The organism is Pseudomonas sp. NPDC088890, from assembly GCF_044900155.1.
Lineage (GTDB): Bacteria > Pseudomonadota > Gammaproteobacteria > Pseudomonadales > Pseudomonadaceae > Aquipseudomonas > Aquipseudomonas urmiensis.
Genome location: NZ_JBJDNG010000001.1, coordinates 100,194 through 117,104 on the forward strand (window position 1 = coordinate 100,194; position 16,911 = coordinate 117,104).

At 62.9% G+C, this 16,911-nt stretch carries 16 protein-coding genes; 9 read left to right on the forward strand and 7 right to left on the reverse strand.

Features of this window, described 5'->3' with window-relative positions; all coding sequences use genetic code 11:
* Positions 1-107: 107 nt before the first annotated feature.
* From nirB to ACI2JX_RS00470, 7 genes are all read left to right on the forward strand, one after another.
* The gene (gene nirB, locus ACI2JX_RS00440; protein ID WP_404689121.1) at positions 108-2,660 is read left to right on the forward strand and encodes a nitrite reductase large subunit NirB; all 2,553 of its coding nucleotides are present in this window, start codon (positions 108-110) and stop codon (positions 2,658-2,660) included.
* Positions 2,660-3,022 (forward strand): nitrite reductase small subunit NirD, encoded by a 363-nt coding sequence (nirD, locus tag ACI2JX_RS00445; protein WP_368973359.1) that lies wholly within the window; start codon positions 2,660-2,662, stop codon positions 3,020-3,022. The genes nirB and nirD overlap by 1 nt, the downstream gene beginning before the upstream one ends.
* Positions 3,023-3,066: 44 nt before the next feature.
* A complete protein-coding gene (pcaQ, locus tag ACI2JX_RS00450; protein ID WP_404689122.1) occupies positions 3,067-3,999 on the forward strand; it encodes a pca operon transcription factor PcaQ in 933 nt (310 codons plus the stop codon).
* A 255-nt stretch (positions 4,000-4,254) separates the two neighbouring features.
* Complete coding sequence (locus ACI2JX_RS00455) at positions 4,255-4,998, forward strand: FKBP-type peptidyl-prolyl cis-trans isomerase (RefSeq protein ID WP_186554697.1); 744 nt, start codon at positions 4,255-4,257, stop codon at positions 4,996-4,998.
* Positions 4,999-5,266: 268 nt separating this feature from the next.
* Positions 5,267-5,707, forward strand: a complete 441-nt coding sequence (locus ACI2JX_RS00460; RefSeq protein ID WP_264235781.1) for a YkvA family protein — start codon at positions 5,267-5,269, stop codon at positions 5,705-5,707.
* Between the two features lie 100 nt (positions 5,708-5,807).
* Positions 5,808-6,152: a helix-turn-helix transcriptional regulator gene (locus tag ACI2JX_RS00465; protein ID WP_264235782.1), complete on the forward strand. Its 345-nt coding sequence runs from the start codon at positions 5,808-5,810 to the stop codon at positions 6,150-6,152.
* Positions 6,149-6,517: a hypothetical protein gene (locus ACI2JX_RS00470; protein WP_264235783.1), complete on the forward strand. Its 369-nt coding sequence runs from the start codon at positions 6,149-6,151 to the stop codon at positions 6,515-6,517. Before ACI2JX_RS00465 ends, ACI2JX_RS00470 begins: the two co-directional genes overlap by 4 nt.
* Positions 6,518-6,616: 99 nt before the next feature.
* On the opposite strand, the gene ACI2JX_RS00475 is transcribed toward ACI2JX_RS00470, so the two are convergent.
* Positions 6,617-8,698, reverse strand: a complete 2,082-nt coding sequence (locus tag ACI2JX_RS00475) for a carboxy terminal-processing peptidase (RefSeq protein WP_404689123.1) — start codon at positions 8,696-8,698, stop codon at positions 6,617-6,619.
* A gap of 140 nt (positions 8,699-8,838) precedes the next feature.
* On the opposite strand from ACI2JX_RS00475, the gene ACI2JX_RS00480 reads away from it, so the two are divergent.
* Positions 8,839-9,801 (forward strand): NAD(P)H-quinone oxidoreductase, encoded by a 963-nt coding sequence (locus ACI2JX_RS00480; protein ID WP_264235785.1) that lies wholly within the window; start codon positions 8,839-8,841, stop codon positions 9,799-9,801.
* Positions 9,802-9,992: 191 nt separating this feature from the next.
* On the opposite strand, the gene ACI2JX_RS00485 is transcribed toward ACI2JX_RS00480, so the two are convergent.
* The 6 genes from ACI2JX_RS00485 to ACI2JX_RS00510 form a co-directional block, all read right to left on the reverse strand.
* Entirely contained in the window at positions 9,993-10,646 is a 654-nt protein-coding gene (locus ACI2JX_RS00485) for an HAD family hydrolase (protein WP_404689124.1), read from the reverse strand.
* A 12-nt stretch (positions 10,647-10,658) separates the two neighbouring features.
* Complete coding sequence (locus ACI2JX_RS00490; RefSeq protein ID WP_264235787.1) at positions 10,659-11,648, reverse strand: ABC transporter ATP-binding protein; 990 nt, start codon at positions 11,646-11,648, stop codon at positions 10,659-10,661.
* A 1-nt stretch (position 11,649) separates the two neighbouring features.
* Entirely contained in the window at positions 11,650-12,444 is a 795-nt protein-coding gene (locus tag ACI2JX_RS00495) for an ABC transporter permease (protein ID WP_404689125.1), read from the reverse strand.
* Entirely contained in the window at positions 12,434-13,273 is an 840-nt protein-coding gene (locus tag ACI2JX_RS00500; protein ID WP_404689126.1) for an ABC transporter permease, read from the reverse strand. The genes ACI2JX_RS00495 and ACI2JX_RS00500 overlap by 11 nt, the downstream gene beginning before the upstream one ends.
* Entirely contained in the window at positions 13,270-14,076 is an 807-nt protein-coding gene (locus tag ACI2JX_RS00505; RefSeq protein ID WP_264235789.1) for an alkaline phosphatase family protein, read from the reverse strand. Before ACI2JX_RS00505 ends, ACI2JX_RS00500 begins: the two co-directional genes overlap by 4 nt.
* Positions 14,077-14,721: 645 nt before the next feature.
* A complete protein-coding gene (locus ACI2JX_RS00510; RefSeq protein WP_264235790.1) occupies positions 14,722-15,783 on the reverse strand; it encodes an ABC transporter substrate-binding protein in 1,062 nt (353 codons plus the stop codon).
* Between the two features lie 339 nt (positions 15,784-16,122).
* Here ACI2JX_RS00510 and ACI2JX_RS00515 point away from each other — a divergent pair, with 339 nt between their 5' ends.
* Positions 16,123-16,836 carry a UTRA domain-containing protein gene (locus ACI2JX_RS00515; protein WP_186554709.1) on the forward strand — a complete coding sequence of 238 codons (714 nt, stop codon included), beginning with the start codon at positions 16,123-16,125 and terminating at the stop codon, positions 16,834-16,836.
* The last annotated feature ends 75 nt before the right edge of the window (positions 16,837-16,911 follow it).

The following is a 16,911-nucleotide window of genomic DNA, read 5'->3' on the forward strand; positions in this document are numbered from 1 at the left end:
GGCCTCACACTGATGAGAACAGGCAAAGGCGCCTGGAGCTTCGGCTCCAGGCGTTTTTTTTTGTCTTTACGGCGGCCAACCCCGCCAACCGTGATCGAGGATCGGCTATGAAGGCAACAGCGAGCGGCGAACATCTACAGCGACTGGTCATCGTCGGCAACGGCATGGTCGGTCACCACTGCGTCGAGCAACTGGTCGAGCGTGGCGCCCTGGCCCGTTTCGAGGTGCGGGTGTTTGGCGAAGAGCGCCAGCGCGCTTACGACCGGGTACACCTGTCGGAGTACTTCGCCGGCAGCGATGCTGAAACCTTGGCCATGTGCCCCAGTGATTTCTACGGGGGCCACGGCGTGCACCTGCACCTGGGCGAAGCGGTCGTCGAGATCGACCGCGAGCGTTGCGAGGTGGTCACCGCCGAGGGCCGTTACGGCTATGACCAACTGATCCTGGCTACCGGCTCCTACCCGTTCGTGCCACCCATCGAGGGATCCACCGGCACTGCGCGACTGGTCTACCGCACTTTGGATGACCTCGACGCCATCCGCACGGCAGCCGCTGATGCCCGTCGCGGGGTGGTGGTCGGTGGCGGCTTGCTCGGCCTGGAAGCGGCCAACGCGCTGAAATCCCTTGGCTTGGAAGCGCACGTGGTGGAGTTCGCCCCGCGCCTGATGCCGGTGCAACTGGACGGCGAGGGCGGCGCGGCGCTCAAGGCGCAGATCGAAGCCCTCGGTGTTGGCGTGCACCTGTCGCGTGCCACCCAGTCGATCAGTGCCGGCGAAGCCTACCGCTACCGGATGAATTTCGACGGTGGCGAGTTCCTTGAAACCGACCTGATCGTGTTCTCCGCCGGTATTCGCCCGCAAGATGCCCTGGGCCGCAGCTGCGGCCTGGAAATCGCCCCGCGCGGTGGGGTGGTGATCGACAACGACTGCCGCACCAGCGACTCGCAGATCTTCGCCATCGGTGAATGCGCCTCGTGGAATGGCTGCGTGTTCGGCCTGGTTGCGCCGGGCTACAGCATGGCGCGCAACCTGGCTGCGCGGCTACTCGGGGAGGCCAGCAGCCCGTTCACCGGCGCCGACATGTCGACCAAGCTCAAGTTGCTCGGCGTCGATGTCGGCTCGATCGGCGATGCCCACGGTGCCACGCCCGGCTCGCGCAGCTATCGCTTCATCGACGAAGCCAATGCGGCCTACCGCCGCCTGGTGGTCGATGCCAGCGGCAAGCATGTGCTCGGTGCGGTACTGGTCGGCGACAACAGCTACTACGACACCTTGCTGCAGTACTGCCAGAACGGCATCGCCCTACCTGCCGACCCGGCCGCGCTGATTCTGCCGCAAGGCGCTGGCGCACCCGCCTTGGGCGCCGATGCGCTGCCCGACAGCGCGACCATCTGCTCGTGCCACAACGTCAGCAAAGGCGCAGTCTGCGCCGCCATCGACAGCGGCTGCGCGGACCTTGCCGCAGTCAAGAGTTGCACCAAGGCCGCCAGCGGCTGCGGCGGCTGCGCGGCATTGCTCAAGCAGGTGTTCGAACACGAACTCAGCGCCCGCGGCGTCACTGTCGACAAGAGCCTTTGCGAGCACTTTGCCTACACCCGCCAGGAGCTCTATAGCCTGGTTCGGGTCGAAGGTATCCGCACGTTCAATGAGTTGCTCGAACGCCACGGCAAGGGTCATGTCGGTTGCGACATCTGCAAGCCAGCGGTGGGCTCGATCCTCGCCTCATGCTGGAACCAGCCGATCATGGACCCCGCACTGGTGCCGCTGCAGGACACCAACGACACCTTCATGGCCAACATGCAGAAAAACGGCACCTACTCGGTGGTGCCGCGCATCCCCGGTGGTGAGATCACCCCGGACAAACTGATCGTGATCGGCCAGGTGGCGAAGAAATACGACCTCTACACCAAGATCACCGGCGGCCAGCGCATCGACCTGTTCGGCGCCCAGTTGCACGAGCTGCCGCTGATCTGGGGCGAGCTGATCGAGGCCGGCTTCGAGACCGGGCATGCCTACGGCAAGTCGACTCGCACGGTGAAATCCTGCGTCGGCAGCAACTGGTGCCGCTACGGCGTACAGGACAGCGTCGGCATGGCCCTGCGCCTGGAAGATCGCTACAAAGGCCTGCGTTCGCCGCACAAGCTCAAGTTCGCGGTGTCCGGCTGCACCCGCGAATGCGCCGAAGCGCAGAGCAAGGACATTGGCGTGATCGCCACCGACAAGGGCTGGAACCTCTATGTGTGCGGCAACGGCGGCATGCGCCCGCGCCACGCCGAACTGTTCGCCATCGACCTGGACGACGACGCGCTGATCCGCACCATCGACCGCGTGCTGATGTTCTACATCCGCACCGCCGACAAGCTGCAGCGCACCTCGGTCTGGCGCGAGAGCCTGGAAGGCGGCCTGGATTACCTAAAGGCGGTGATCCTCGACGACAGTCTGCAACTGGGCGCCGAGCTCGAAGCGCAGATGCAGCATGTGGTCGACCAGTATGAGTGCGAGTGGGCCAACGCCCTCAACGATCCCGAGAAACTCAAGCGCTTCCGTACCTTCGTCAATGACCGGCGCGCCGACCCGGACGTGCACTTCGTCCGCGAACGCGAACAACGCCGACCTGCTAGCGCGCTGCACCTGATCCCCACTGTCGAGGAGGCTGTCTGATGAACCTGTCCAATGCTGCTGTTGCGCAACACGCCCACTGGCGGGCGGTGTGCCAGGTGCACGACCTGGTCGCCGATTCTGGCGTAGTGGTGTGGCTCGAAGGCGAGCAGGTCGCGCTGTTCTACCTGCCCAATCAAGAGCAGGCGTTGTACGCCGTCGACAATCGCGACCCGCGCTCGGGGGCGAACATCATCGGCCGCGGCTTGATCGGCAGCATCGGCGGCGAGCTGATGGTCGCCGCGCCGTTGTACAAGCAGCACTTCAGCCTGCACAGCGGGCGCTGCCTTGAGGATCCGCAGCAGGCGCTGCGGGTGTGGCCAGTGAGGATGCGCGGCGACGCTGTGGAGCTGGCGATGCTATAAGATGGCGCATCGACGCTATCGCGGCAGCGGCCGCCCCCCAAGGCATGAATCTCGACACGCGTATCAAGTATCGCCATCTTCTGTGCTTCCTGGAGATTGCCCGCCAGGGCAGTCTGGCCAGGGCGGCTGGGGTGTTGGCGATCAGCCAGCCAGCTATTTCCAAGACCCTCAAGGAGCTTGAAGAGCTGCTTGAAGCGCGCCTGTTCGAGCGCACCCGTCAGGGCGTCGAGCTGACCCCGGCCGGGACCCGTTTCATGCGCTACGCCGGGCCCAGCGTGCAGGCGTTGCGCGACGGCGTGAGCACGCTGCGCGGCGAAGCGCGAGCGCCTTCGCAGGTGCGCATTGGTGTGCTTTCGACCGTCGAAGGGCTGTTGATGCCGGAGGTGCTGTGTCGCTTGCACCAGCGTCATCAGGATCTGGTGATCAGCGTGGTCACAGGCGTCAGTGCGCAGTTGCTGGGCCAGTTGCATTTGGGTGAGCTGGAACTGGTGGTCGGGCGCATGACGGACAGCCCGCAGATCCAGGGGTTGTCATTCGAGCATTTGTATAGCGAGTCGATGAGCCTGGTGGTGCGCCCTGGGCATCCGCTGCTGGCGCGTCAGCCAGTAGAGCGCGGGCGGGTAGGGGACTATCCGTTGGTGCTGCCGCCCGCGGGCACAACCATTCGCCAGCATGCAGACAGCCTGTTCGTGCAATGTGGCATCCAACTGCCGGCGCAGCGCCTGGAGACGTTGTCGCTGGCGTTGAGCCGGCGCTATCTGTTGGGCAGCGATGCGGTGTGGGTCGCGCCACGCGATGCAGTGCTGATCGACCTGGGCAGTGGCGAACTGGTTGAGCTGGACCTCGGCGTGCAGGAGCCGGGTGGCTCGGTGGGGATCTGTCGCAATGCCGCGTTGCCGCAGAGCCTGCCTGCGCAGTGGATGTGCGAGGTGTTGCGCGAGGTGGCCGGGCAGTATCGGGATGGGGTTTATCCTTGAGCGTGCTGGGCATGTCACCGGCTTCTCCAGGGCCCGGTGACCTGCACTTCGAAATAAATAGCCACAAAAACCCGGCAAACCGAGCCTATCCCGTCAATACTGGCCATTGGCTGCAACCCTGGGATGAACAACCTTTCACCCACTGAACTTCCAGCCCGCAACCCGCTCTTATGCCGGTAGCCATTGGTAACGGCCGCCTGATAAGCTCGCGGCTTTACCCTGATTGCCCTTATGGCGCATGAACAAGGAACTAGCATGAAACAACATCGTTTGGCGGCTGCGGTTGCCCTGGTAAGCCTGGTTCTGGCGGGCTGCGATGCCCAGACCAGCAGCGTAGAGCTGAAAACCCCGGCACAGAAAGCCTCCTACGGTATCGGCCTGAACATGGGCAAGAGCCTGGCTCAGGAAGGCATGGAAGACCTTGATTCCAAAGCAGTAGCCCTCGGTATCGAGGATGCGGTCAGCAAGAAAGAACAACGCATCAAGGACGAAGAGCTGGTCGAGGCCTTCACCGCCCTGCAAAAGCGTGCGGAAGAGCGCCTGACCAAGGCCAGCGAAGAAGCCGCTTCCGCTGGCAAGAAGTTCCTGGAAGAAAACGCCAAGAAGCAAGGCGTGGTTACCACTGCCTCCGGCCTGCAGTACGAAGTGGTGAAAAAGGCCGATGGCCCGCAGCCTAAGCCGACCGATGTGGTTACCGTTCACTACGAAGGCAAGCTGATCGATGGCAAGGTGTTCGACAGCTCGGTCGAGCGCGGCAGCCCGATCGACCTGCCTGTCAGCGGCGTGATCCCAGGTTGGGTCGAAGGCCTGCAACTGATGCACGTCGGTGAGAAATACAAACTGTACATCCCGGCTGAACTGGCCTACGGCGCGCAGAGCCCAAGCCCGCTGATCCCGGCTAACTCGGTACTGGTGTTCGATCTGGAACTGATCGCCATCAAAGACCCGAGCAAGCTTGAAGGCGAAGCGCCGGACGCTGCCGAAGCGCCGGCCAAGTAAGCCTCGGCTGACCGCACAACGCCCCGCCTGCCGGGGCGTTGTCGTTTCAGCGCGGCAGGCAAGACGAACCTTGCGGGCATCGGGCTGTCGGAAAAAGGACTGGCGTTGCGGTTGCCGCAAAACGTTTGCGAAGATGAAACAACTGTGTAAAAAACGCCCGATCTGAGCCAGACCCTTGCCCACTGGGCGCCCGGCGTCGGAAACTGTGCCCTGTTCACAAGGTTATCCACAATAAATGTGGATAACCTTCTGCCGATCTGGAGGCCTCATGAGCGCACCCTGGAATTTCACCCGTTTCCTGCCCCTGGCCGAGCGCTTGCTCAGCCGTGGTCGGTTGCCGGCTTTGCTGTTCGCCGTTGCCCGTAAAGGGCCCAGGCTTGGCCAGCTGCGCGAAGATGTGCGGCTGATGCAGGCGCTGTGCCTGGCGTGGTGGCGGGGTGAGTACCGCGCGGTCAGCCCCAAGGCGCTGGTCACCGTGGTGGCCGGCCTGTTGTATTTCGTCAGCCCATTGGACGCGATTCCCGACTGGCTGCTGGGTGTCGGGTTTCTCGATGACATAGCCGTGCTGGGTTGGGTGCTCAAGACCGTGGCCGATGAGCTGGGCCGCTTCAAAGCCTGGCGTGACAGCCAGGCCCCGGAGCGTCTGCGTGTGGTCGAGCGCCTGCCCGACACCCCTGAAGCGCTACGCCTAGAGCGCCGCACGCCCTGATTTGCACCTGAACTGCACAGACTCCCGCGCTTGGTAATATAATTGGCATAAGGATTATGCCTACGGATTACATGGAGTAATCCTACGTAAGGGGATTGTGATGGAAATTCAGGTCATCAGCCGGGACGGTCAGCCCGAATATGCCGTTGTTCCCTGGGAGCACTACCAGGCTCTGCTCAAGGCGGCTGGTCAAGCGCCTGCCACCGCCAAGGCCGAAGCAGGCCAGGCAGATGCTCCTGCGCCAAGCGCAACCTTGCTCGACCTGGGTGAGCTGGCGCAGTTACGCCAGGCCAAGGGCCTGGCTCCCGAACAACTGGCGCGTACGGTAGGCATCAGCCCGGCGTACCTGGCCATGATCGAAGCAGGCGAGCGTCGGCCTGATGCGGCGATCTTGCGCAGTCTGGCCTGGCACCTGGGTATCGCTGGCTGGAGCGAGCGGTCATGAGCCAGGTGAGGATCAGCCGTCAGCAGTGGCAAAGCCTGCTCGATGAACTTGATCTAGCCCGACGCCAGCGTCATCTGCTTACCTACCGCGCCCTGCTCGAGCGTCTGCAATTGCCCACCCCAGCGATGCAGACGCTGACCGCTGCCCTGGAATACCTGGCGCGTATCGACGCCCAGGCCGAGCAGCCGCTGCGCAGCTCCCTGGTGATCAGCCAGGGCGCCAGCCGCCTGCCGCGCACCGGCTTTTTCGAATGTGTCGAGCGCCTTGGACGGTTTTCCGGGCCGGTGGATGGCATGGAGGCGGCGTCCTGGCACGCATCGGAAGTGGTGCGGGTCTTCGAGTACCGCTATCCCGAAGAGGCCTGAGCCAGGCGCTGATACACCCGTACATAACCCAGAAGGGCCGAACGTTCACACGTTCGGCCCTTCTGGTTTATGTCACACGTTTGAACGGCTGCTCGGCACTCAGTGCTTGGCCACCTGCGAGTTCAGGCTCAGGTAGTCGAGCAGGATGCGCCCAGTCTCGGCCAGGTAGGCGTCATCTTCCGGCTTGGTGTCTTCATCCTCGACCGGCAGGGCGTCTTCGTCTTCCTTCTTCAGCTCCTTGAGCGGCTCTTCGCCCTTGGCCTTGCGACGAATGTTCTCCAGGGCCAGTTGCTTGGCTTCGATCTCATCGTGGCGCGCGCGGCGTTCCTGCTCATTGAGGCTGACGGTCTTTTCGTTCATCAGCTTCTGGGTCAGGGCCAGGCGGTCTCGGATGTAGGCGAACTCGGCGTCCTTGGCGCTGCGCGCGTCATGGCGTGCCTTGAGCTCAGCCAGGAACGGCTTGAACGGGTCGGCCGCCGGTCTGATCACCGGGCGAATGGTGTCCCACGGCATCGCCTCGGGCAGGGCGCTCTCGCCAATTTCCTTGGTGTCGATGATCGACGGGTAGTCGATGTCCGGCAGTACGCCCTGGTGCTGGGTGCTCTGCCCGGAGACCCGGTAGAACTTGGCCAGGGTCAGCTTCAATTCGCCATGGTTGAGCGGCTGGATGGTTTGCACGGTGCCTTTGCCGAAGGTCTGGCCACCGATGATCAGCGCGCGGTGGTAGTCCTGCATGGCGCCGGCGAAAATCTCCGAGGCCGAGGCCGACAGGCGGTTGACCAGCAGCGCCAGCGGGCCTTTGTAGAAGGCGCCGGTGTTCTCATCTTCCAGCACATCGACGCGGCCATCGGCATTGCGCACCAGCACGGTCGGGCCTTTGTCGATGAACAGGCTGGTCAGCTCGGTGGCTTCCTGCAGCGAGCCGCCGCCGTTGTTGCGCAGGTCGATGACCACGCCATCGACTTTCTCTTTCTGCAACTCGGTGAGCAGCTTCTTGACGTCGCGGGTGGTGCTCTTGTACTCCGGATCGCCGGCACGGTAGGCCTTGAAGTCCAGGTAGAAGGCCGGGATCTCGATGATCCCCAGCTTGTAGTCACGCCCGTCCTGCTTGAGCTTGAGCACCGATTTTTTCGCTGCCTGCTCTTCAAGCTTGACCGCTTCGCGGGTGATCGAGACCACTTTGCTGGTCTGGTCGTTCGGCGCATTGCTGGCCGGGATGACCTCCAGGCGCACCACCGAGCCTTTCGGGCCACGGATCAGCTTGACCACTTCATCCAGGCGCCAGCCGACCACGTCGACCATTTCCTTGTTGCCCTGGGCGACGCCGATGATCTTGTCAGCCGGGGCAACCTGCTTGGTCTTGGCTGCTGGGCCTGCCGGCACCAGGCGCACGATCTTGACCTGGTCGTTGTCGCTTTGCAGCACCGCACCGATACCTTCGAGCGACAGGCTCATGTTGATATCGAAGTTTTCCGCGTTGTCTGGCGACAGGTAGTTGGTGTGCGGATCGTAGGACTGGGCAAAGGTGTTGATATAGGCCTGGAAGATGTCTTCGGCACGGGTCTGGTTCAAGCGCGCCAGTTGGTTCTTGTAGCGCTTGGTCAGGGTTTCCTGGATCTGCTTGGGATCCTTGCCGGCGATCTTCTGGCGTAGTACTTCGTCCTTGACGCGTTTACGCCACAGGTCGTCGAGCTCGGCCTCATTCTTCAGCCACGGGGCGTCCTTGCGGTCGACCAGCAAGGACTCCTTGGCAGTGAAGTCGATCTTGTCGACGCCTTTGTTCAGCTCCGCCAGGGCGAAGTCCAGGCGCGATTTGACCCGATTGAGGTAGCGCTTGTAGATGGTGAAACCCGGGTCGAGATTGCCGGCCTTGAGGAAGTCGTCGAACTGGGTCTTCCACTTGTCGAATTCGGCGATGTCGGACGCGGTGAAGTAGCTGCGCGAAGGGTCGAGCAGCTTGATGTAGCTGTCGTAGATGATCACCGAGCGGGCATCATCGAGCGGCGGCTTGCTGTAATGATGGCGCTTGAGCAGCTCCACCACGTTGAGGCTGGCAACAACCTCGTCTCGATCTGGCTGCAGGCTTTCCCACTTGTTGGCGGCCGCCGCATTGCCGCCGAGCGTCAGACTGCCGACGCCGATGAGCAGGGCGAGGGCGGTGCTGGGCAGGAAATGCTTCATGCTGATTCGACGTAAAGGCAATTGATCACGCATAGTAGGCCGTCTATTCCGTTCGCCGGTTCCATGGAGCCGGACAAATACTGCGAAAAGCCCGAGGTAAGCATCCTCGGGCTCAGTCATGACTCAACTATGGAGGCACTGTGAAGGCATTGCAAGGCGTTGACGGACATGTGGAGTGGGTCGAGGCCGAGCGCCCGACCTGTGACGCGGGCCAGGTGCGCATTCGTGTGGCCGCCGCTGGGCTGAACCGCGCTGACCTGTTGCAGCGCGCCGGGCTCTACCCACCGCCGCCGGGGGCCAGCCCTTACCTGGGCCTGGAATGCTCGGGGGTGATCGAGGAGGTTGGCGCTGGTGCCGACTGGCGTGTGGGTGATCGGGTGTGCGCACTGCTCGCCGGTGGCGGCATGGCCGAAGAAGTGGTGGTCGATGCCCGCCATGTGCTGCCGGTGCCCGAGGGCCTGAGCCTGCACGAAGCGGCGGCGATCCCCGAGGTGTATGCCACGGCCTGGTTGAACATCTTCCAGCTCGGCGGCCTGAAGGCCGGCGAGAAGGTGCTGGTGCATGCCGGGGCCAGCGGCGTCGGTTCGGCGGCGATCCAGCTGTGCAAGGCGTTTGGCAACCCGGTGTGGGTCAGCGTTGGCTCGGCCGAGCGACTGAGCTATTGCCAGGACCTGGGTGCGGCCGGTGGCGTGGTGCGCAATGAGAACCTGGATGATTTGAAGGGGCTGGCGCCGTTTGACGTGATTCTCGACCCGGTGGGCGCTGGTTATGGGCCGCTTAACCTTGAGCTGCTGGCGCGCGATGGGCGCTGGGTGATCATTGGCTTGATGGGCGGGCGCAAGGTCGAGTTGGACCTGGCGGTGGTACTGGGCAAGCGCCTGCAAGTGACGGGCTCGACCCTGCGCAATCGCGATGATGGCTTCAAGGCTGAGTTGCTGCAGGAGTTGGCGCAGCAGGTGTGGCCGCTGTTTACTGAAGGCCGCCTGAAGGCGCAGTTGGTCGATACCTACCCGGTGGCGTTTGCCGAGGCGGCTTATGCGGAGCTGGCCAGCAACCAGGTGTCGGGCAAGTTGGTGTTGGTGATCGACCAGAGCCTTGTGTAGTCCCTGCTGACCCCATCGCGGGGCAAGCCCGCTCCCACGCCAGAGCGATTTACTGGCGTGGGAGCGGGCTTGCCCCGCGAATGCGAGCTCAAGACCAACTCAGAATCGGCCAGCCATTGATCTGGGCAAGCCCGCTCCCACCCCAGAGCGACTTACTGGCGTGGGAGCGGGCTTGCCCTGCGAATGTGAGCTCAAGACCAACTCAGAATCGGCCAGCCATTGATCTGGGCATGCTCACGCAACACCGCATCCGGATTGACCACCCTCGGATGATCCACCTTCAGCAACAACGGCAAGTCATTGCGCGAGTCCGAATAGAAACTCGCCCCCTCCAGATTTTCCTGCTCCTGATCCAGCCACTCCAGCAAGCGGGTGATCTTGCCTTCGCGGTAGGTCAGCACGCCATGGGTCTTGCCGGTATACACCCCGTTGATCGCCTCCAGCTCGATCGCCAGGTACTCATCGACCCCCAACCGCGCAGCGATCGGCCCTACCAGGTGAGTGCCGGAGGCCGAGATGATCAGAATCCGGTCGCCCAGCTTGCGATGCTCGGCGATACAGCGGCAGGCATCGCCATAGATGATCGGCTCGATCACCTCCTCGACCCACGGCTCGACCAAATGCTCGACCTCTTCCAGGGTGCGCCCGGCGATCGGCTCCAGGCTGAAGGCCATGTACTCTTCCATGCGCAGGTGACCCTTGCCGTAAGCCTCCATCAGTTCATGGTCTCGGCGCAAAAACTCCTTGCCGTCGACCCAGCCAAGCCGCGCCATCTGCTCACTCCACAGTGACGCGCAGTCACCGTGAATGAGGGTTTCGTCCAGATCGAAAATTGCCAAAGCCATTGCGCAAATCTCCTAAGCCACTTCTCGTAGCGCGGTGGGGTCGATTGCCAAGGATACCCGCTGGCCGTCCGGATGCAGATCGGCCGATGAGCGGTTGAGCACATCCACCACCAGTTCCACCCCGCGCACCTCGACCCGGTAACGGATGACATTACCCAGCAAGCTATGACTGCGGACCAGGCCGTCCAGCTCGCCATTGAGGCCGAGGCTGATCGACTCGGGGCGGATCGCCAGGCGGCTGGCGATTGGCCGTTGCAGGACGCGGCTGGCGCTGTCGGCATCGAGCAGGTTGTAGTTGCCGATAAAACCTGCGGCAAACAGGTCCACCGGCGCTGTGTAGAGGGTCTCGGCATCGCCGCTCTGGACGATGCGGCCCTGGTTCATCAGGAAGATGCGATCAGACATGGTCAGCGCCTCTTCCTGGTCGTGGGTGACGAAAATAGTGGTCAGGCCCAACTCGCGCTGGATCGCGCGGATCTGCTCACGCAGGTGCTTACGGATGCGCGCATCCAGCGCCGACAGCGGCTCATCGAGCAGCAGCAGGCGTGGGCGAGTGACCAGCGAGCGGGCCAAGGCCACCCGCTGGCACTGGCCGCCCGACAGCTGGTGCGGGTAACGCCCGGCGAAGCTGCCCAGCTCGACCAACTCCAGCACCTCACGCACCCGCGCCTGGCTTTCTTCGGCTTTGGTCTTCTGCATGCGCAGGCCAAAGGCAACGTTCTGCTCCACGGTCATGTTGGGGAACAGCGCATAGCTCTGGAACACCATGCCGATCCCGCGCTTCTGCGGGCTGAGCGGAACGATGTCCTGGCCGTCCAGCAGGATCTGCCCGCTGTCCACCGGGGTCAGCCCGGCGATGCAGCGCAACAGGGTGGACTTGCCGCAGCCGGAGGGGCCGAGCAGGGTGACGAACTCGCCGCGTTGGATCTGGCAGTCGATGTCCTGGAACACCGGGGTGCCGGCATAGCTTTTGTGCAGTTTTTCTACGCTGACGAAGCTCATGTCAGGATTTGTCCTTGTTCAGACGGTTGGCGACCCAGGTCAGCAGCAGGACGAAGGCGAAGTAGGAAATCACCAGTGCGCTGTTGAAGTGGCCACTGCTGTTGCGCATGTTGTTCAGGTACACCTGGAGGGTCTCGTAGCGGGTGCCGACCAACAGGTTGGCGAATACGAACTCGCCGAACAGGAACGAGAACGACAGCAGCAAGGCGACCATCAAGCCCTTGCGCAGGTTGGGGAGCACCACCAGCAACGCCGCCTGCCAGGTGCTGGCGCCGAGCACTTGGGCGGCGTCCATCAGGTCGCGCAGATTGATCGCCTGCAGGTTGTTGGTGATCGCCCGGTACATGAACGGCAGGGCGACGGTGAAGTAGCAACCGATCAGGATCCACGGCGTACCCACCATCGCCATCGGCCCGCTGCCATACAGTTGCAGCAAGCCCACCGAAGACACCACCGGCGGCACCGCGAACGGCAACAGGATGAGGATGTTCATCAGGGCGTCCAACCGCGGGAAGTGGTAATGCACCACAAACAACAACGGCAGGATCAGCACCACCGACAACAGCAGGGCGCCAACGCAAACCAGCAGCGATTGGCCGAATGCGGCGAGAAAGCGCGGCTCGCTCCACAGTGCCACGTACCACTTCAAGGTCAGCCCGCTGGGGAGCAGGCTTGCCGACCAACTGGTGGCCAGCGAGTAGAGCAGGGTGCCGGCCAGGGGCAGCAGCAATATAAGGAACAGCAAGTACACCACCACGCGGTGGTACACGCCGCCCTTGCCAGGTTCAGCGCGCATGGTAGCTCCTCTTCAACAGCCATTGATGGACCACGGTCACCAGCGTCATCAAGCCAACCAGCACCATCGCCAGGGCGCTGGCCAGGTTCGGGTCGAGGCTGATGTCGCCCGCCACCAGCGCCGCGATGCGGATCGGCAGCACGTTGAAATTGCCGGTGGTCAGCGCGTATACGGTGGCGTAGGCGCCCAGGGCGTTGGCCAGCAGGATGACGAAGGTGCCCAGCAGGGCTGGCATCAGCACGGGCAGGCCAATGTGTCGCCAGTATTGCCAGTGGCTGGCGCCCAGCAGCGCGGCCGACTCCCGCCAGTCTTCGCGCAGGGCGTCGAAGGCCGGGTAGAGCAGCAGCACCCCCAGTGGGATCTGGAAATAGGTGTAGACCAGGATCAAGCCGCTCTTGGAATAGATGCTGAAGTCTTCGAGCAGGCCGATCTGCTTGAGCAGCAGGGTCAGCGCGCCGTTGAACCCGAGCAGGATGATGAAGGCGAAGGCCAGTGGTACGCCTGAGAAGTTACTGGTCATGTTGGCGAAGGCGCTGACGAAATCGCGCAGCCGCGAGTCGACCTGGCGCAGCGAATAGGCGCCGAGGGTGGCGATCAGGATGCCGAACAGGCTCGAATAGAAGCTGATCTCCAGGCTGCGTTGCAGCGCCTGCAGGTAGAACTTGGAGGCGAATATCTTGCTGAAGTTGTCCAGCCCCCAGCCGCCTTCGGCGTGCACGCTGTGCACCGCGACCCAGCCCAGCGGGGCGATCTGGAAGATGAAGAAGAACACCGCGAACGGCAGCAGGCAAAGCAGGGCCAGGAAACGGCCGCGGTGGCTGGAGGTCACTTGAGCAGCTCCCGGCAAACCGTTTTATCGTGGGTCACCCCGAGCAGTTCGCAGATCGTCCCGCATAGCTCGGTTTGCAAGGGCTTGGCCGCAGGGTCGAGGCTGAACGCGTCGCCAAAGACGAACAGCGGCACCTCGCGCTCTTCGGCCAGCAGGCCGTTGTGCGAGCGGTCGTTGTTCATGCCGTGGTCGGCGGTGACCAGGATCTGGTAGCCCTCTTCGAGCCAGCGCGGCAGGTAGTCGGCCAGCAGGATGTCGGCGCTGCGCGCCGCGTTGCGGTACTGGCTGCTGTCCAGGCCATGGCGGTGGCCGGTGTCATCGATGCTCATCGGATGCACCAGGAGGAAATTCGGTGCGTGGCGCCGGCGCAGATATTCGGCATCGGCCAGCAGGTGCGAATCGGGGTAACGGTCGTCCCAGTAGAACAGACCGTGCTGGATCGGCAGTTTGGGCGCGTGGGTATGGCGGTCGCGTTGCGGGTCGAACGGCGAGCGGTTGTACAGCTCGCTCATCCAGTGATAGGCCGCCGCCGCGGTGCCCAGGCCGGCTTCGCGGGCGTAGTGGAACACGCTGCGCTGGTTGGACAGGCGATTGACATTGTTGTGCACGATGCCGCTGTCGATCGGCGGCACACCGGTGAGGATGCATTCGTATAGTGGCCGCGACAGTGACGGCAGTTCGCATTCGACTCGATACAGGGCGGCGCGGTCGGCCTCGACGTAGGCGTGCAGGTGGCCCATGGCGTGATGGGCCACCTGGTGGTTGAGGCCGTCGAGCAGGACCAGGATGACGTTGTGTTGCATGGCGGCTCCAGTGGCGGTGTGTCAGTTACTGCGGTGTCGTCTTCTTCGCGGGCAAGCCCGCTCCCACAGGGTTCAGTACTGCTCTTGAGGTCAGCGTAGTGCCAGTGGTCTGCGCTGGAACAACGCGGCTGTAAGTACAACGCTGATCCCTATAGGAGCGGGTAAGCCCGCTCCTACAGGGTTGGGTACTGCTCTTGAGGTCAGCGTAGTGCCAGTGGTCTGCGCTGGAACAACGCGGCTGTAGTACAACGCTGATCCCTGTAGGAGCGGGTAAGCCCGCTCCCACAGGGTTGGGTACTGCTCTTGAGGTCAGCGTAGTGCCAGTGGTCTGCGCTGGAACAACGCGGCTGTAAGTACAACGCTGATCCCTGTAGGAGCGGGTAAGCCCCCTCCCACAGGGTTGGGTACTGCTCTTGAAGTCAGCGTAGTGCCAGTGGTCTGCGCTGGAACAACGCGGCTGTAAGTACAACGCTGATCCCTGTAGGAGCGGGTAAGCCCCCTCCCACAGGGTTCAGTACTGCTCTTGAGGTCAGCGTAGTGCCAGTGGTCTGCGCTGGAACAACGCGGCTGTAAATACAACGCTGATCCCTGTGGGAGCGGGCTTGCCCGCGAAGGGGCCGGTTCAGGCACCGAAGCGTCCTGGCCTTACTCCATTTCGATGATCACTTGCTCTTGCCATTTTTGCGGCAGGGCCTTGGAGGTCGCTTCCCAGGCCTCGGCGTTCTTGATCGGCTGCGCCGCACCATACTGCTCGTTAGGCAGCAACTTGTCCTGCACATCCACTGGCAGCTTCAGGTGCTCGGCACGAATCGGCCGGGCATGGCCCTTGGCCAGGTTGATCTGCCCGGCATCGCTGAAGATGTACTCGCGGGTCAGCTTGGCCGCATTGGGATGCTTGGCGTACTTGTTGATGATGGTGGTATAGCCGGAGGTGATCGAACCGTCCGACGGGATCAGTACCTCGAAGCGCTTCGGATCGATCTGGGCGCGGTAGCTCAAGCCGTTGAAGTCCCACACCACGCCGACTTCCACTTCACCTTTCTCGATGGTCTGGATGGTCGGGTTGGCCAGCGACAGGCGCTTCTGCTGCGCCAGCTTGGTGAACAGCTGCAGGCCCGGTTCGATATTGGTCTCGTCGCCCTTGTAGGCAATCGCCGCAGCCAGCACGCCGTTGGCGGCCTGGGCGGCAGTGCCGACATCGCCAATGGCGACTTTGTATTTGCCTCTTTCCAGGTCGTGCCAGGTTTTCGGCCGATCGCCTTCCTTGACCAGATCCTTGTTGATGATGAAGGCAATGGTGCCGGTATAGGCCAAGGCCCAGTGGCCGTCCTGGTCCTTGGCCCAGGCTGGAACCTGATCCCAGGTGCTCGGCTTGTACGGCTGGCTCACGCCCTTGGCCACGGCGATAGGGCCGAAGGCAGCGCCGACGTCACCGATGTCGGCGCTGGCGTTGTCTTTCTCGGCGTCGAACTTGGCAATTTCCTGGGCCGAGCTCATGTCGGTGTCGCTGTGCTTTAGGCCGTACTTGCTGGCCAGGTCTTGCCAGGTGTCTTTCCAGTTGGCCCAGGCATCGGGCATGCCCACGCTGTTGACGGCGCCTTCCTTGCGGGCGGCGTCTTCGAGGGCCTTGAGATCGTCCGCGGCCCACGCCGAACTACCCAGGGCGATGGCCGAGCCCAGCAGTGACGCCATGAAGAACTTTTTCATCCGAAGCTCCTTTGGTGGGGATGCCTTGCAGTTGTGCTTTGAAATTATGCTTATCGAGCAAACCTTGCTTGCGGTGGTGGTCTAGGTCAGCAAACCTTGAGCCAAGGTAGGCCGCTTGCGTGACAGTTTGATGTAGGAAAGGCGCCAGTACTGGCAACCGGCAGCCCTGGAGATACAGCGTAGACCAAGACCCACGCCTTGATTGGCAAGGGCTGGCCCGTTTCTGGCAGGGGCCTGTGCAGGGCTTTGTCACAGGATGTTCATCGGCTGTGCCTAGGCTTGCACTATTCTCCAAATGCCCTGTTCTGGGGCTGGACTAGTCCAGATAGGTAACCTTTGATGCAAGCGACGCCACCGCGCGCGGTAACAGCTATCTGTCATGCCTTGCAGGAGCAGATCGAACACGGTCTGCTGGCGCCGGGCGGCAAGCTGCCGGCTGAACGCAAGCTCAGCGAGGTGTTCGATACCACGCGCATCACCTTGCGCGAGGCATTGGTGCAGCTGGAGGCACAGGGGTTGATCTATCGCGAAGAGCGCCGTGGCTGGTTTGTCGCACCGCAGCGGCTGACCTATGACCTGATCGAGCGCAGCCACTTTCACGCCATGGTCCGTGATCAGGGGCGGCTACCGAGTACCGAGCTGTTGTCGGCGCGGTTACTGCCGGCGTCGGCGGCGATCTGCGCGCGCTTGCGCCTGCCGGGGTTGTCCAGCGTGGTGCAGATCTGCCGGTTGCGCCGCATCGATGGGCGGGCAGTGCTGTATGCCGAGCACTATTTGAATCCGCACTATTTTCCGGGGATTCTCGAACAGGACCTGGCCCAGTCGCTGACCGAGATCTATCAGCGCGAGTATCAGATTCGCTACGGCCAGGTGTGTTTCGAGATTCTGCCTACCGCCTTGCCGGTGGCGGCGGCGCTGGCATTGAAGGTTTCCGCGGGCAGCCCTGGGCTGCACATCACCCGGGTCAACAGCGATCAGCATGGGCATTTGATCGACTGTGACCTTGAGTATTGGCGCCATGATGCGATTCGTATTCGGGCTGAGGCAGGGTAGTGCTGCACGCTACGCCATCGCGGGGCAAGCCCGCTCCCACGCTCAATGTAGGGCGCTGCGTGGGAGCGGGCTTGC

What these genes read in the sequence shown, in the direction of transcription:
- nirD (WP_368973359.1), top strand. Translation starts at nt 2,660, where the DNA reads ATGAACCTGTCCAATGCTGCTGTTGCGCAACACGCCCACTGGCGGGCG.
- ACI2JX_RS00455 (WP_186554697.1), top strand. Translation starts at nt 4,255, where the DNA reads ATGAAACAACATCGTTTGGCGGCTGCGGTTGCCCTGGTAAGCCTGGTT.
- ACI2JX_RS00510 (WP_264235790.1), bottom strand. Translation starts at nt 15,783, where the DNA reads ATGAAAAAGTTCTTCATGGCGTCACTGCTGGGCTCGGCCATCGCCCTG.
- ACI2JX_RS00465 (WP_264235782.1), top strand. Translation starts at nt 5,808, where the DNA reads ATGGAAATTCAGGTCATCAGCCGGGACGGTCAGCCCGAATATGCCGTT.
- ACI2JX_RS00475 (WP_404689123.1), bottom strand. Translation starts at nt 8,698, where the DNA reads ATGAAGCATTTCCTGCCCAGCACCGCCCTCGCCCTGCTCATCGGCGTC.
- ACI2JX_RS00515 (WP_186554709.1), top strand. Translation starts at nt 16,123, where the DNA reads ATGCAAGCGACGCCACCGCGCGCGGTAACAGCTATCTGTCATGCCTTG.
- ACI2JX_RS00490 (WP_264235787.1), bottom strand. Translation starts at nt 11,648, where the DNA reads ATGAGCTTCGTCAGCGTAGAAAAACTGCACAAAAGCTATGCCGGCACC.
- ACI2JX_RS00460 (WP_264235781.1), top strand. Translation starts at nt 5,267, where the DNA reads ATGAGCGCACCCTGGAATTTCACCCGTTTCCTGCCCCTGGCCGAGCGC.
- nirB (WP_404689121.1), top strand. Translation starts at nt 108, where the DNA reads ATGAAGGCAACAGCGAGCGGCGAACATCTACAGCGACTGGTCATCGTC.
- ACI2JX_RS00495 (WP_404689125.1), bottom strand. Translation starts at nt 12,444, where the DNA reads ATGCGCGCTGAACCTGGCAAGGGCGGCGTGTACCACCGCGTGGTGGTG.
- ACI2JX_RS00485 (WP_404689124.1), bottom strand. Translation starts at nt 10,646, where the DNA reads ATGGCTTTGGCAATTTTCGATCTGGACGAAACCCTCATTCACGGTGAC.
- pcaQ (WP_404689122.1), top strand. Translation starts at nt 3,067, where the DNA reads ATGAATCTCGACACGCGTATCAAGTATCGCCATCTTCTGTGCTTCCTG.
- ACI2JX_RS00505 (WP_264235789.1), bottom strand. Translation starts at nt 14,076, where the DNA reads ATGCAACACAACGTCATCCTGGTCCTGCTCGACGGCCTCAACCACCAG.
- ACI2JX_RS00470 (WP_264235783.1), top strand. Translation starts at nt 6,149, where the DNA reads ATGAGCCAGGTGAGGATCAGCCGTCAGCAGTGGCAAAGCCTGCTCGAT.